This window comes from Halovivax ruber XH-70, from assembly GCF_000328525.1.
Taxonomy (GTDB): domain Archaea; phylum Halobacteriota; class Halobacteria; order Halobacteriales; family Natrialbaceae; genus Halovivax; species Halovivax ruber.
Genome location: NC_019964.1, coordinates 477007 through 491272, shown reverse-complemented (window position 1 = coordinate 491272; position 14266 = coordinate 477007). Strand labels below are relative to the sequence as shown.

The following is a 14266-nucleotide window of genomic DNA, read 5'->3' as shown; positions in this document are numbered from 1 at the left end:
ACTGGACAGGGTACCAATTAGTGCCGTCAGACGGTACTGTCTTTGTGGCTTCATCAGGTACGAATAACTCGGGATATCTGCTGTATGGTATTGTCATTTAACGATCGGTCCCGTAAATGGAGTTCATGAGCGGCGACGACACGGATCCCGTTCAGGCGGCAAACGACGAGCGGGATCTCTACGGAATCACGACGTGGGAGGAGCGATCTCGGCTCGACAGTCTCTCGGTCGGCATCTTCTGGCTGCTCGTCCGTACCGGGCAAGTCATCGTGGTCCTGCTCGCGCTGGCGACGTTCATCGCGATCGGCGGCCTCAGCCTGTTCACGGATCCGGCGATCGGCGCGCTGACGGTGGCGTCGGCCCTCCCGGCCGTGGCGCTCGCGGGGTACGTCTGGCTGAGCGACGCGACGGCGAGCGAACCGCTGTCCCTGCTCGCCATCACCTTCCTGCTCGGGGTCGTAACGGCCGGATTTGCAGCCGTCCTCAACGGCATCCTCCAGCCGGTATTTGCGACCCTGGAACTCGTCGGCATGGTGTTGTTTTTTCTACCTCGTCGTGGGCCCGGTCGAGGAGACGGTAAAATTGCTCGCAGTCCGGCTATACGCCTACAACGATGAGCGGTTCGCCGCGGTCATCGACGGGGCGGTGTACGGCGCGATAGCCGGACTGGGATTCGCGACGATCGAGAACGCGCTTTACATCACTCGCGCGATCGGTGACGTCGGCGGCGTCAGGCTCGGGCTGGACCTGATCGGGATCGGCGGCGACATCACGGCGACACGTGCCCTGGCCGGGCCCGGACACGTCGTTTACTCGTCCTTCGCGGGGTACTATCTGGGACTGGCAAAGTTCAATCCCGGAAATCGGGGGCCGATCGTGGTAAAAGGGCTCATCATCGCCGCCCTGATCCACGCGACCTACAACGCCACCGTCGGACTCGCAACCGCGCTGATCCGAGCGGCTACGGGGCTCCCGGAACTCGCGGCGTTTCTCGTCTACGTCCTCGGGTACGTCGGGTTCTTCGGGTACCTGCTCTATCGGAAGCTGCGGCGGTACCGGGCGGCCTATCTCGCCGGTCTGACGACCGACGGCGCGGCGCCGTCGGAGGAACGGTCAGACGCCGGTTCGGGGGAGGACTGACGTGTCGCCGAAGGGGCCTCACGTCTGGGGAGAGCGTGATCAGCAAGCTCTCGGTCGCTGGGGTCCTCACCCGCTCGAGCCGGCAGGAGGTCTCGCGGAGGAACGTCGCCGAAATTCATCAGTCTTCCAACAGGGCGCCCGCAAGGTCAAGAAAGACATCGTCGGCGAAGTGGACCAGCAGGACCACGACGATCGGGCCGAGGAACAGCCCGTACCAGCCGAAGGCGAGCGTGCCGAGGAAGTACCCCAGGAGGACGAGCCCCATGTGGACGCCGCTTCGCGCCGAGAGGAACGACCGGGCGAAGAAATCTGGAATCGTATCGACGATCGTGAACGAGACGGCGAAGAAGACGATCGGGTGCCACAGCGGCGTGGCCGTGCCGAGGGCGAGTCCAAGGAGATAGATCCCGTAGGGGACGTAGACGATCTTCATACCAACCGCCGGTATCAGCGTCCCGATACCGATGAGCAGGGCGAGCAATACGGGGACGCCGACGACGGTGCCGCCCGGCGCGAGGAGGTTGAGTGCGTAGTAAGAGACGGCAGCGAACACCGCTGCGATGCCGACGACGGCGAGGTTGCCGACGAAGATCACTTCGAGGTCGTCGTCGACCGTGTCGAGGAACGAGACGACTGCCTCGTCGTGGTCGACGCTCCGGACGAACCAGCGACGAAGCTTCCAGTCGTCCCGAAGCAGGTAGAAGAGGAACGTGATCATGAGGAAAAAGCGGGCGAGAACCGCGAAGACGAGTCCGGCAGCCGACGAGAGGCGCCCGAAAGCACCCGGGAGGCCCTGCTGTGCGAGAGAACCGACCGAAGCGGTGCCGGTCGGAAGCGCGTCCCAAAGTGCACTCACGTCACCCTGGTGAACCGGTAACAGGTACGGTTCGAGCGCCGACCGGACCACTTCGAGGTCGCTCGCGGCGAGGAACTGATCCAGCTCCCGGGGCGCCACGACCCCGCATACGCGACGATCACAAGCATCGGAAGGACCACGAGCAGGATCGTCACCGACGCCACGATATTCGGATGGTCCAGGTGGCGATTCAACCGGCGGTAGGCCGGTCGTGTCGCGTAGTAGAGGAAGAGAGCGAAGAGGACGGCCCCGATGTACTGAGAGAGGGCGAAGCCGACAGCGACTGCGAGAACCAGTCCGAGCGCGATCCAGACGAGGCGATGACCGTCCCACCGACGGCGTTCGGACATACGTCTCGGTCCAGGTCGCCGGTCAAAAACGCCGGGTGGGTACCGGCAGATTACGGAGCAGTGCGCGCCGACGGCGTTCCGTCGCCGGGAGGCTACTCGACTTCGCGGGCGCCGGTCGCCTGCGCGACGTGGCTACCCGTCACGAGGCCGAGGCCGCCGACGAGGGTGCCGGCCGTCGAGACGACCGTCACCGCGGCCAGCGCGCCGAGGCCGATCTCCGCCCCGAACCGCATGCCGAAGAGTACGTGGAGGACGGTGACGATGACGTGGTCGAACGGGCAGCGAGGGCGAAACCCTCGCCTCCGCCGAAGCCTGTTGATGCAGGTGAAACGATAACCCGTGTTCGCCGGGTACGAGGGACGATGAGTGACGAGCACGGATCTCGAGACGAGACGGGAGGACCGGAGCAGGACACCGAATCCGGCGACAGGGAGACGCTGGGGTACGTCGAGGACACGGGCGATAGCGACGGCGAACGGCGAAGGCACGACGAAGACGACAAGGTCATCGGAACTGCGCCCGAGGCCGGAGAGATGGCCGAGCCGACGACCGACAGTGCGCAAGCGTCCCGCGAAGCCAGGTGGGGGCTCCAGCAGGGACTCGCGGTCGGGCTCGTCTCGGTCGCCAGCGGGTTGCTCGTCGCGTTCGGACTGATGCAGGCGACTGGGCTGGTCAACCTCCCCGAACCGTTGCGAGGGTCGGCGATCGCTCACTGGAGTCTCTTCGTCGCTCTCGGAGTGTTGCTTCTGGCGGCGTTCGCGTACAGCCAGCGGGGAACGTAAATCGAGAGAGAGAGAGAGAGAGAGAGAGAGAGAGAGAGAGAGAGAGAGAGAGAGACGCTCCTGAAACCCGGCTACGGGGTGACGAGTTGGCGAGGATCGTTCAGGTACTCCTGAATACCCTCGGCGGCCCGGAAGGCCAGTGCCCCGACGGTTCCGGTCGGATTGTAGCCGCTGTTGTGGGGGAACGCCGACGCGCCGGGGATGAACAGGTTCTCGGCATCCCAGTTCTGGAGGTAGGTGTTGACCACGGAATCGGCCGGATCGTCGCCCATGATCGCCCCGCCGGTGTTGTGCGTCGACTGGTACGGCGTGATGTCGAAGCTTCCCTCCAGTGCGGTCGTCGCGTCGACCGTATCCGCACCCATCTCCTGCATGATCTCCTCCAGGTAGGGGCCGACGTACTCGACGAGGTTGCGATCCTGCTCGTGCCAGTCGAAGGTCATTCGGAGGAGCGGCCGGCCGTACTGGTCGGTGTAGTTCGGATCGAGGTCGAGGTAATTATCGCGGAAGGGGAGGACCGACCCCTGACAGGAGACGCCGAGTGTGCTGTGGTTATTCTCGATGCTCTGGCGTTTGAACTCGGATCCCCACGCCGGTGTCTCCGGCGGAACCGGATTGTTCACGATGGGGCGGGCACCCGTCTGACTGATCGAGACGTTCCCGCCGTGGATGAAGTCGAGATCCGAGTGATTGAAGTTGTCACCGTTGAAGTCGTCGATAGCCGTACCCAGCGCGCCGGCACCCATGTAGAGGTTCCAGGCCTCCTCGTCGAAGAACCCGGTCGCGCTGGCGCCGAAGTTCTGGTAGCAGTAGTTCTTCCCGACGACGCCCTCACCCGTCTCCGGGTCGTACGGCTCCCCGATATCGGAGAGGAGCAGGAGACGCACGTTGTTGAGGACGTAGGCCGTCAGTGCGACGACCGTCGCCCGTTGCTCGTAGATGTCTCCCGTCTCCCGGTCGACGTATCGGACGCCACTTACTCGGCCCTCACTGTCGTCATACAGAAGCTCGATCACGTCTGCATGGGTTCGCAGTTCGTAGTTGCCCGTCTCCTTTGCGGCCGGGAGGACGGTCGTGATCGGCGACGATTTCGCACCCCACTCACAGCCGAACCGCTCACAGTATCCACAGTACTGACACTGCCCCTGCTGGACGCCGTCGGGATTGGTGTACGATTCGGTGAGGTTGGCCGACGGCTGCATGAACGGTTCGTAGCCGAGTGACGACGCGGCGTCCGCGAACCGCCCGAGTGCCGGCGTCTGTTCCATCGGCGGAAGCGGATACTCGTCCGCTCGCGCCCCTTCGTACGGATTGCCGCTATCCTGAACCTCCCCGTCGACGTTTCCGGCTTCGCCGGCGATCCCGGCCGTGTACTCGAAGGTGTGATAGTACGGCTCCAGTTCCTCGTAGGTGAGTCCCCAGTCCTGGAGTTGCATCCCGTCGGGAATCTTGTCTTCCCCGTAGCGATCGATCGTCTGCGAGCGGATCTGGAAGTCGTACGGGAGGAATCGCCAGGTGACGCCGTTCCAGTGGACGCCCGCCCCGCCCTCACCCGTTCCGGGCAAGAAGGCGCCGTATCGACGCATCGGCAGGGCGGTATCCTCCGGGGCGTTCCGGAACGTGATCGTCTCCTTCGAGAGATCCTGCATCAACTTGTACCGGAGCGCGTAGCCCAGCTCGTCGTGAACGGTGAAGAAGTTCTCCGTCTCGCGCTCGCCGCCGCGTTCGAGGCTCACGACGGAGTAGTCGTTCTGTGCGAGTTCTTTCGCGATGATGCCACCCGTCCAGCCGGCACCGACCGTGACGACGTCGACGGGATCCAGTTGTTGCACCATCAGCGGTCACCCCCATCGTCGCCCGCAGACTCAGCTGACGGCCCGTCTGCGGCTTCGGAGTTGTCGATCTGTCCGTCCTCGACGTCGGGAGCGCCCTTGCCGTCTGCACTGTCGACCGATCCCGTCGGTGCCGAATCCGGGTCCGCATCGCCCCGGGCGGCGGCGGGATCGACGATCTTGGGATAGTCGGCTTCGGCAGCATTGTGTACGTGTGCGTGACCCTGTTCGCTCTGTTCGTTCGCTGGGACCTCGTTGTCCGAGTCGATGCCGAGTGAGGCGACGTCGTCGGCGAGTTTTCGGTAGTCGCCCTCTTCAAGTTCGATGTACTCGTCGTCAGTGATGAGTTCTCGATAGCTACCGAGAGCGCCCGGCGTTCCCGGAAAGCCCTTCAGCCGCCAGCCGACCATCTCCCTGTTGCCGCCGTACATCGGATCGCTGAACATTCCTTCGAGGGTGTTCTGATACAGGAGCGCGAAGAAGTCGCCCGCGGCGATGCCGGTCCCCTCGAACGTCCCAACCTCGTCGGCTTCGAGCGCCGCGACGACCTCGTCCTGTTGGTCGCCATCGAGTTCGGTGTACGTCGACGCGTCGTAGGTCGACTGGACGTGCGCTTCGATCGCAGCAATGGCCCGATCGTAGGCCTCGTTCGGTGTCAGCGGATACTGCCAGCCCTGCGTCGGGGCCGGCGTCGTCTCCGCCCAGGGAACGTCGGTTTCTTCCTCGTCCGAGACGCCTTCGCTCTGGAACGGGTCGGTCGGATCCCGACCGGCGAACGGCCCCTCCATGTACCACTGTTCGCCGCGTCCCCACGCCGAATTGAGCTGATGGTCGATGAAGTAGACGACACCGGCTTCGGGGGCGCCCGGACCGAGGTCGTCGGACGGATAGATCCTGCCGGTCAGATCGTGGACGACACGTGCCTGCTGGATCGTGAAGTACTGGAGTCCCCGGGGATCGACCTCGACTTCGTCCAGCTGCTGGAGCGGAGTGACGTCGAAGTCCGCCGGGTCGAAGGTCCCTTCGGCCGGGGCTGCGATCCCGAAGACGGCCAGGCCGCCGCCGGCGCGCATGAGCGTCCGTCTCGATACGTCTCTGGTGAAATCGAATCGTGGCTCTTCGCCCACCATACACGCCTACGACCCCGGATACCCGAATAGTGGCGATACCTGCGAAAGCAGGCCCGTAACGGCCCAGTTGCGGGCGCGGCCGGCCGTGGGGGTAGTGACAGCGTTCGACGGTCAATCGGTCAGGCGATGACGCAGCCAGTCAACCAGACGGCCAGACAGTTGTAGACCGACGACCCGTGCCGGCACGAGTACCAACACGAACTGTATAGCAGGCGGTCGACGGTGCGAGAGGTGGTGCTAATATATTAGTACCTGGGCAGCAATCTCACGACGTACCTGTGCCAGGGGCAACGTCGATCGAGTCGGTCTCCGTCCTGCTCGCCGACAACGAACCCAGCTTCGCCGAGTTGGCGGCCGAGATGCTCGGCCGGGTCGACGAGACGCTCGACGTGACGACCGTCACGACGGCGGCTGCAGCGCTCTCGACGGTCGAAGAGCGCGACGTCGACTGCGTGGTGAGCGACTACGATATGCCCGGAATGACAGGCCTCGAGTTGTTAGAGGCCGTCAGAGAACGCGACGAGAACCTGCCGTTCGTCCTCTTTACCGGGAAGGGCTCCGAGGAGATCGCGAGCGAGGCGATCGCGGCCGGCGTCACCGGCTACTTACAGAAGAAGTCCGGGCGCGAACAGTACACGCTGCTGGCGAACCAGATTCGAAACGCCGTCGGCCAGTACCGGGCCGAGACGGAGTTACGACAGAGCGAACAGCGCTACGAGCGGACGCTCACCGGCTTACACGAGACGACCCGCGATCTCATGCGAGCCGGGACGAAACACGAGATCTATCGTGCGCTGGTCGAGACAGCGGGCGATATCCTCGACGTGCCGATCGTCGCGACCTACCGGTTCGAACCCACGGCCGCAGCACTCGAACACGTCGCGTCGACGCCGGGCACGGCCGACACGCTCGATCCCGATCGGACGTACGAGCAGGGTGACGGCCACGTCTGGGAGACGTTCTCCGGCGGGGAGCTGTCGTACGTTCCTGACGTCAGCACCGGCCCAGCACCCGCAGACGACCGGCGCCGACAGAGCGAGGTCCTCGTGCCCCTCGGGTCGCACGGCCTGCTCGTCACGGGCAGCGAGGTGCGAGACGGCTTCGACGAGACGATGATCGAACTCATCCAGATTCTCGCGGCGAACACCGAAGCCGCACTCGATCGAGCCGAACGCGAACAACTGCTTCGCGAGCACGATCGACGGCTCACACGGAAGAACGAGGAACTGACGCGCCTCGATCACACGAACGAACTCGTCAGAGACATCACGCAGGGAATCGCCCAGGCGACGACGCGGGCCGAGATCGAAACGACCGTCTGTGAACGACTCGCGGCGAGCGATCGCTACCTGGCTGCCTGGCTGGCGCCTCGTCGAGAGCCGTGGAGTCCCTCGGCCTGGGCCGGAATCGACGAGACCTACGCCGACCAGATTCGGGCTGATGGAGCGGACGCCCCGGAAGTCGACCTGGTAACCGCCGCACTCGATCAGGAGCACGTCCGCGTCGTCGCGAACGTGCTCGACGAACCAACCTGGGACCCCCGTCGGACGACGACACTGACACACGGTTTCCAGACCGTCCTCGCCGTCCCGTTGACCGGCCGAGAACGGCGATACGGTGCCGTCGTCGTGCACGCGACGGCGGCGGACGCGGTCACCGAACGCGAACGCGACGTCCTGGGAGAACTCGGCGAAGTGATCGGGCACGCGATCAGGAGCGCTGAACGAACCCGGGCGATGGTGACCGACGAACGAATCGAGATCGAACTCGACTGTGGGGACGATCACCTCCTCTTCAACCGACTCCGCTCGGCCCTCGATCGACCGATTCAGCTGGAGGGGATCTTCCAGCGGACGAGCGGCCTCCGGACGTGCTTCGTGCGCGTGCCAGCCGATCTACCGCCGGACGAGAGCGACCGTCTGGCCGACGAATTCACGGCTATCGACGACGTCTCGATCGTCTCGGCGGGCGAAGACTCGACGTTACTCGACGTGACAGTGGCTGCGACACCGTTTCTCGAGACGCTCGTCGAGTACGATACGCAGGTGGTCAACGCCGCGACGACGGACAGTCGAACGACTGTCACGCTCGTCCTTCCCTCCCAAATCGACACCCGATCGCTCGTCGAGGCTATTCAAGCGGGCTATCCGGACACCGAACTCGTTGCCCGGCGAGAACACCGTACCGAGACCGCGCCCGACCACCGGCCACAGCAGGTGACGGAGCACCTTACGGAAAAACAGCTCGAAGCGCTGCACTCCGCACACTACAGCGGCTTCTTCGAGTGGCCCCGAGAGAGCACGGGCGAGAATCTGGCCGAGACGCTCGATATCTCGCCCCCGACCTTCCACTATCATCTCCGGGCCGCGCAGCGGAAGATCGTCGACCGTGTGCTGGACGACCGGCCCCGTCGATAGCACCGGAGCGATCGGAACGGACGGCACGAACGGTATCGGCAGTAGTGTTTGGTTCGACCAATGTGCGGGAACGGTGCCGGCCGCCCAGCGGTTTTTAATCAATTAGTGTTGCTTTTCCAATGGCCATAAACAGTTAGCGGTTATTCTTAACCCCGCCGCTATCATACCCGTAAGTGGCGCTACGACGGTACTAGTCGCCACCCACCCCACCCCCCAATCCCTACTTCGGTGGACCCCCACGGTCTCACCGTTTTCCACTCATCGAGCGATAGTGACCGGTGACGGCAGTTCCACCGTCGGGCGTAACACGACGTGAGCCACACGTAACCACGAGTACAGCCAGTGAGCGGAATCACTCCCAGTCGATCCAGTCGAGTTCCCAGCCACGACGGCGTTCTGTGCGCCGAACGGCGTGTTCTAAGTCCTCCCGGGCGGTTCGATTCCGTTCTAACGCACCGGACTGTTCGCCCTCGACGAGGATCGGCGCGAACGACACGGGTCCCAGATCGGTGCGACCGTCGTCGGTGACGGCGACGAGGCGCTGACTCGTCGCACCACGCGGATAGACCAACCGGCCGCCGTCGGCCAGCTGTTCGGTCAACGCCATCGGTGCATCGACGGCCGCCGCTTCGAGGAGAATGCGGTCGAACGGTGCGTACTCCGGGAGCCCGTACGATCCGTCACGACGATCGACGAGGACGCCCCCGTACCCGGCGCTCGCGAGGTTCGATCGGGCCAGGGAAACGATCGGTCGAGAGATGTCGACCGCGTGAACGTGCTCCTCGCCGACCAGTTCCGCCAGGAGCGCAGCGGTGTAACCGACGCCGACACCCACGACCAGCACGGAGTCGCCCGGCGCCGGGTCGAGCCCCTGGACGAGGCGTGCCGCCTCACTCGGAGAGAGGGCTCGCGTTCCCTCACACTCGTACGATCGGTCAGCGTACGCGTCGGCCGACGCTGGGAGGAACTCGTGGCGAGGGACGTCGCTCATCGCGACGGCGACCGCCTCGTCAGCGAGGACGTCCTTCGGCTCGTGCTGGAGGCTGTCGATCATGTCCTCCCGGAGGACGGCACGATCCATACGTCGGCTATCCGAGCGACCGTTATCAAAGACGCGCTTGCAGGAACCACACGATTGCCGACAGATTTCCCGATAGCGATTCCAGCGTTCCCCACAACCGAACCGTGCTTTCACCCGTGTATTTGCGACGGTGCGTGGGGCTCAGCTCACCACATTCGGCAGAATAGACCGCTGTGGTTACGTAGCCGCCTGTCAGGTCGACCGGTGTATTCCGGGCGAACCGACAGTCACCAGGCCGACCAGGCTGTGGACGTCTCGTCCCAGCCGTAGACGCGCTTCGTATCCTTCGCGAAGACCGTATCGCCCTCCTGTTCGTATCGGTCGCGATTGTAGCCGTCTGCGTCGCCCCGAACGACGACGGCGTCGATCTCGAACTCGTCCTCGCCGAACGTCTCGACCTCACCGACGGTCAGTTCGTAATCGCCGGGGACGTGAATCGTCGTCGCACGGCTCTCGTCGTGTGTGCCGTCCCCAGGGTGGATCGTCACGTTGACCGCGACGTTGTCGACCTCGCGCGTCCAGACGGTCTCGACTTTCTCGGCGGGCGCCGATTCCCGTCGTCGATGCCCGTCTAGCTCGACACTCGTCACCCGAACGGTCGCGAGCATCGCCTCGGTCTCTAGGAGAAACTCGTCGCCGACGGCGATCGTCTCGTCCGCCGGCGTCGTCACGTTGGCCGCCGTCGACTCGCCGCCCTGCGAGACGACGACGTCGAGCGTTACCTCCGCCTCGCTCGTCGGCTGGATCTTGTGGACGTGACCGCAATCGCCACAGCGAACCGTCAGCGACCCGCCGCCCGGCGAGAGCACCTCGTGGACGGTTTCGACGGCCGGCGAACACGACGGGCACGGAACGGCCTGTCGATCCTCGACTTCACTCATGCAGTCGGCTACAGGCCACGCGCGTAAAAGGGGATTGGAGCGCGTTTTGGTGCACGTTCGACGGCTAACTACCGTCAGTCGTGATCACACCCCACGTCAGCTAAATCGTGACGTCGGTGTCGTTACGTGGATTCGGCCGGTTCGGGGAGGGTGACCTCGGTGCCGTCGGCGAACACGTCGACGTCGCGGACGATGCCGTCCAGATGGATCGGCGCCTCGACGTCGCCACCGATCCCGGCGTCGTCGCCGATGGCGATATGGATCGTCCCGGCCGCCTTCTCGTCCAGGAGGACGGAACCGACCAGATCGGTGACGGCCACGTTCGTCCCGATGCCGAGTTCCGCGAGGTTGTAGGCGGCGTCGCCGACCTCGTCCGCGGCCGTCTCGACCGTCTCCCGGATGTCGTCGTCCGAGATGTCGGTGACGAGGCCGTCCTCGACCTCGAAGGAGAGGGTCTGGTCGTCGTCGAGCAGTCCGTGAGGCATCATCGTTCCGTCGACGACGTAGGTGCCGGTCGCCGACTCGGGGCTGACGAATACCTCACCCGCCGGGAGGTTCGACATCGCGCCGGCGTCGTGGACGATGCCGGTGTCGGCGTTCCAGCGTCGATCGGCCACGTCGAACGTGATGTCGGTCCCGCCGTCACCCGTCACACGAATCTCGTCGGCCGCCTCGACCTGTGCGAGAACGTCCTCACAGCGGGCTTCGATCTCCTCGTAATCAGCGTCGAGACCGGTCGTGAACACGTCCGGCGTGATACCCGGAAGCGTCGCGACGCGAGCACCGGCCTCGTTCGCGTCCCCGCGTGCACGCGTGTGACTCAAACTCTTCGTCGTCGGTGCGAGTACGACGTCCGCATCGGCCATCGCCGTGGCCACCGGGGACGGCGGTTCGCTCCCGTGAGTCTCCCCAACGGGATAGCGAACGACGACCGCATCGTCGGTGATGTCGCTCGCGACCTCGTAGAGCGCCTGCCCGATCGGCTGGCGTTTGTCGTCCGTGACGATCACACACGACTCCGACGCATCGAGGGCCAGACACTGCTCGACCGCGGTGCGTGCGGGGGCCAGTAGAGACGCATCGTCTTCCATACGACGCCATGCGCGTGGCCAGCGGAAAGACCTTCTCACTCGTGGCGACGGGAGCCAGTGTCCGTCGGATTGCCCACGCGGAACCGACCGCACCCGGCAGAAAACAGCGCAGCGAAGCTGACCACCGCGCGGAGACCTCGAAACGATTAACCCCCTCGGTAGTGGAGACTCGCGCATATGATACAGGTCGCGGTAAACGGCTACGGAACGATCGGCAAACGGGTCGCGGACGCCGTCCGGGCCCAGCCGGACATGGAAGTCCTTGGCGTCGCGAAGACGCGGCCCAACTTCGAGGCCCAGTCGGCACTCGATCGGGGCTACTCGCTGTACGCGGCGATCGAAGATCGGGCCGACCAGTTCGCGGACGCGGGAATGGAGATCGCGGGCCCCGTCACCGACCTCGTCGAGGCCGCGGACGTCGTCGTCGACGCCACCCCAAGCGGGATCGGTGCCGAGAACAAGGCCATGTACGACGAGTACGACACGCCGGCGCTCTACCAGGGTGGCGAAGACGCCGACGTGGCCGACGTGAGTTTCAACGCCCGGTCGAACTTCGAAGACGCCGTCGACGCCGACCACGTTCGCGTCGTCTCCTGCAACACGACGGGACTCTCGCGCGTGATCGCACCACTGCAGGAAGCCTACGGAATCGAGAAGGTCCGTGCGACGCTCGTCCGCCGCGGCGGTGACCCCGGCCAGACGTCCCGCGGCCCGATCAACGACATCCTCCCGAATCCGGTGACGATCCCCTCGCATCACGGCCCCGACGTCAACACCATCTTCCCCGACGTCGACATCGACACGCTCGGGATGAAGGTCCCGGCGACGCTCATGCACGTCCACAGCCTGAACGTCACGCTAGAGTCGGCCGCCGATGCCGCCGACGTTCGTGACCTGTTCGCCGACGAAGACCGCCTCTTCCTCGTGCCAGAGAGCCTCGACATCGACGGCGCCGGCAAGCTCAAAGAGTACGCCCACGACGTCGGGCGACCGCGTGGCGACCTCTGGGAGAACTGCATCTGGGAGGAGTCCATCTCGACCGAGGGGCGGGATCTCTATCTCTTCCAGGCGATCCACCAGGAGTCGGACGTGGTCCCCGAGAACGTCGACGCCATCCGCGCCGTCACCGGCGCTGCCGACGCCGCCGAGAGTATCGAGACCACGAACGACGCGATGGACATCGGCCGGTAGCCGACCGACGACACTCGCCGAGTCTCGACTCGCTGCGCCGCCGTCGCCGACACCTGACCGCAAACCCGTTCGCCGACAGAAAGCTTTTGGACGGTCGGGCGCAACCTTCCGCTATGAGACGAGACGACCGCGACGAACCCTTCGACGATCTCTTCCGTGAGATCGAACGCATGATGAACGATATGATGAAGGGTGCGAACGTCGAGTTCGAGTCCTCGGCGGGGACGGTCGATACCGGCTTCGGCACCGACACCCACGTCGACGTCCACGACACGGACACGGAGATCCGCGTCGTCGCCGACCTTCCGGGCGTCGAGAAGGACAACATCGAACTCGAGTGCGACGGCAAGACCCTGACTATCTCCGCCCGAAGTGACCACCGCGAGTACGACGAGCGTGTCTCGCTCCCCCGGCGGGTCAACGAACACACCGCGAGCGCGACGTACAACAACGGTGTGCTCGAGGTCGTCTTCGAACCCGCCGAGCAGAGTTCGGGCATCAGCCTCGAGTAATCGCCCCGGCGACACGCACAGTATTTCTCCAGGTACAACACAGCCGCTCCCTCGGCTCACCGACACGACCGAAACTGCTGGCCTCCTCCCGATCCACGCTCCAGCTCCCAGCCGTGGCACTACCCGAGGTCCGCGCGGGCCTCGATCGTCGCGGCCAGCCGATCGTAGAAGTCGGGTTCGTACTTCGTCGCCGCGTCGATCGTCGGTCTGGCGTTGGTCTCGGTGACGACGACCCGATCGTCGGTCGCGAGGAGGTCGACCCCGAGCAAGTCGATATCCAGCGCCCGTGCAGCCGATTCGGCGAGTTTCCGTCGCTCTCCCGAGAGTTCGACACCCTGCGCCTCGGCACCGCGGTGGACGTTGTGTTTCCACTGACCGGCCTCGCGAGCACCGTCTGGCAGGCGCCGTTCGACGGCCCCCACGTACTCACCGTCGAGCACCATCACCCGGTAGTCCGTGGCGTCGGGGAGGTACTCCTGGACGAGGAAGGACTTGTCACCGGTCGCTTTGTAGTCCTGGACCAGGCCGAGATAGTCACAGACGCCGAGGAACGAATCGAGGTCGTGGGCCTTCGCGACGCCCACACCGCGGGTCGTCGAGTTGGGCTTGACCACCACCGGCGACTCGAAACGATCGTAGACGTCGACGAGCTCGCTCTCGTCGACCGGATTCGAGACGTAGACGGAGTCGGGAACCGGCAGGCCCGCCCGATCGAGCCTCGCCAGCACCCCGGCCTTGTTCCGCGACGTGGCGACCGCCTCGAGCCCGTTCACCCACGGGACGTCGAGCATCGCGTCGGCAACGCCGCCCTCCATCAATCGGCCCGGATAGACGAACCCGACGTCGAACTCGGTCGCGTCGATCGGCGCATCGCCATCCAGCGGGATCACCCGCTCTCTCACCGGCACGTGCCGGGCCCGAATCCCGCGCTCGGCCAGCGGTTCTCGCATCCGCTCGAACGTCTCCTCCCGATTCGCCACCGCGAGCTCCAGCATACCCGAAC

Annotated in this window: 12 protein-coding genes and 2 pseudogenes; 5 read left to right on the top strand and 9 right to left on the bottom strand. The window is 64.9% G+C overall.

Annotated elements, in window-relative coordinates; translation table 11 throughout:
• Positions 1-116 precede the first annotated feature (116 nt).
• A pseudogene (locus tag HALRU_RS16225) lies at positions 117-1140 on the top strand (PrsW family intramembrane metalloprotease).
• A 118-nt stretch (positions 1141-1258) separates the two neighbouring features.
• Here HALRU_RS16225 and HALRU_RS02190 read toward each other — a convergent pair.
• The 3 genes and pseudogenes from HALRU_RS02190 to HALRU_RS02185 all read right to left on the bottom strand — a co-directional run.
• On the bottom strand, positions 1259-2095 hold the full coding sequence (locus tag HALRU_RS02190) for an AI-2E family transporter (protein ID WP_342661886.1): 837 nt from the start codon (positions 2093-2095) through the stop codon (positions 1259-1261).
• The gene (locus HALRU_RS16160; protein ID WP_342661885.1) at positions 1993-2346 is read right to left on the bottom strand and encodes an AI-2E family transporter; all 354 of its coding nucleotides are present in this window, start codon (positions 2344-2346) and stop codon (positions 1993-1995) included. Before HALRU_RS16160 ends, HALRU_RS02190 begins: the two co-directional genes overlap by 103 nt.
• A gap of 92 nt (positions 2347-2438) precedes the next feature.
• Positions 2439-2624, bottom strand: a pseudogene (locus tag HALRU_RS02185) (formate/nitrite transporter family protein); the annotation flags it as partial.
• 84 nt (positions 2625-2708) lie between these two features.
• Between HALRU_RS02185 and HALRU_RS02180 the strand changes: the two are divergent.
• Complete coding sequence (locus HALRU_RS02180) at positions 2709-3128, top strand: DUF4126 domain-containing protein (RefSeq protein WP_015299784.1); 420 nt, start codon at positions 2709-2711, stop codon at positions 3126-3128.
• A gap of 71 nt (positions 3129-3199) precedes the next feature.
• On the opposite strand, the gene HALRU_RS02175 is transcribed toward HALRU_RS02180, so the two are convergent.
• Both HALRU_RS02175 and HALRU_RS02170 read right to left on the bottom strand, forming a co-directional pair.
• Positions 3200-4963, bottom strand: a complete 1764-nt coding sequence (locus HALRU_RS02175; protein WP_015299783.1) for a GMC family oxidoreductase — start codon at positions 4961-4963, stop codon at positions 3200-3202.
• Positions 4963-6090, bottom strand: coding sequence for a gluconate 2-dehydrogenase subunit 3 family protein (locus HALRU_RS02170; RefSeq protein ID WP_015299782.1), 1128 nt, complete (start codon positions 6088-6090; stop codon positions 4963-4965). Before HALRU_RS02170 ends, HALRU_RS02175 begins: the two co-directional genes overlap by 1 nt.
• A gap of 278 nt (positions 6091-6368) precedes the next feature.
• Here HALRU_RS02170 and HALRU_RS02165 point away from each other — a divergent pair, with 278 nt between their 5' ends.
• Positions 6369-8507 carry a bacterio-opsin activator domain-containing protein gene (locus HALRU_RS02165; protein WP_015299781.1) on the top strand — a complete coding sequence of 713 codons (2139 nt, stop codon included), beginning with the start codon at positions 6369-6371 and terminating at the stop codon, positions 8505-8507.
• 352 nt (positions 8508-8859) lie between these two features.
• On the opposite strand, the gene HALRU_RS02160 is transcribed toward HALRU_RS02165, so the two are convergent.
• The 3 genes from HALRU_RS02160 to HALRU_RS02150 all read right to left on the bottom strand — a co-directional run bounded on the left by HALRU_RS02160 (position 8860) and on the right by HALRU_RS02150 (position 11560).
• Positions 8860-9588 (bottom strand): protein-L-isoaspartate O-methyltransferase family protein, encoded by a 729-nt coding sequence (locus HALRU_RS02160; RefSeq protein ID WP_015299780.1) that lies wholly within the window; start codon positions 9586-9588, stop codon positions 8860-8862.
• Between the two features lie 227 nt (positions 9589-9815).
• Positions 9816-10469: an HVO_0476 family zinc finger protein gene (locus HALRU_RS02155; RefSeq protein ID WP_015299779.1), complete on the bottom strand. Its 654-nt coding sequence runs from the start codon at positions 10467-10469 to the stop codon at positions 9816-9818.
• Positions 10470-10591: 122 nt separating this feature from the next.
• A complete protein-coding gene (locus HALRU_RS02150) occupies positions 10592-11560 on the bottom strand; it encodes an aminopeptidase (protein WP_015299778.1) in 969 nt (322 codons plus the stop codon).
• A gap of 177 nt (positions 11561-11737) precedes the next feature.
• Between HALRU_RS02150 and HALRU_RS02145 the strand changes: the two genes are divergently transcribed.
• Together HALRU_RS02145 and HALRU_RS02140 are read left to right on the top strand one after the other, a co-directional pair.
• Complete coding sequence (locus tag HALRU_RS02145; RefSeq protein ID WP_015299777.1) at positions 11738-12751, top strand: type II glyceraldehyde-3-phosphate dehydrogenase; 1014 nt, start codon at positions 11738-11740, stop codon at positions 12749-12751.
• Positions 12752-12864: 113 nt separating this feature from the next.
• Complete coding sequence (locus tag HALRU_RS02140; RefSeq protein WP_007699187.1) at positions 12865-13263, top strand: Hsp20/alpha crystallin family protein; 399 nt, start codon at positions 12865-12867, stop codon at positions 13261-13263.
• Positions 13264-13382: 119 nt separating this feature from the next.
• Here HALRU_RS02140 and HALRU_RS02135 read toward each other — a convergent pair whose 3' ends face one another.
• Entirely contained in the window at positions 13383-14258 is an 876-nt protein-coding gene (locus HALRU_RS02135; RefSeq protein ID WP_015299776.1) for an ATP-grasp domain-containing protein, read from the bottom strand.
• Positions 14259-14266 lie beyond the last annotated feature (8 nt).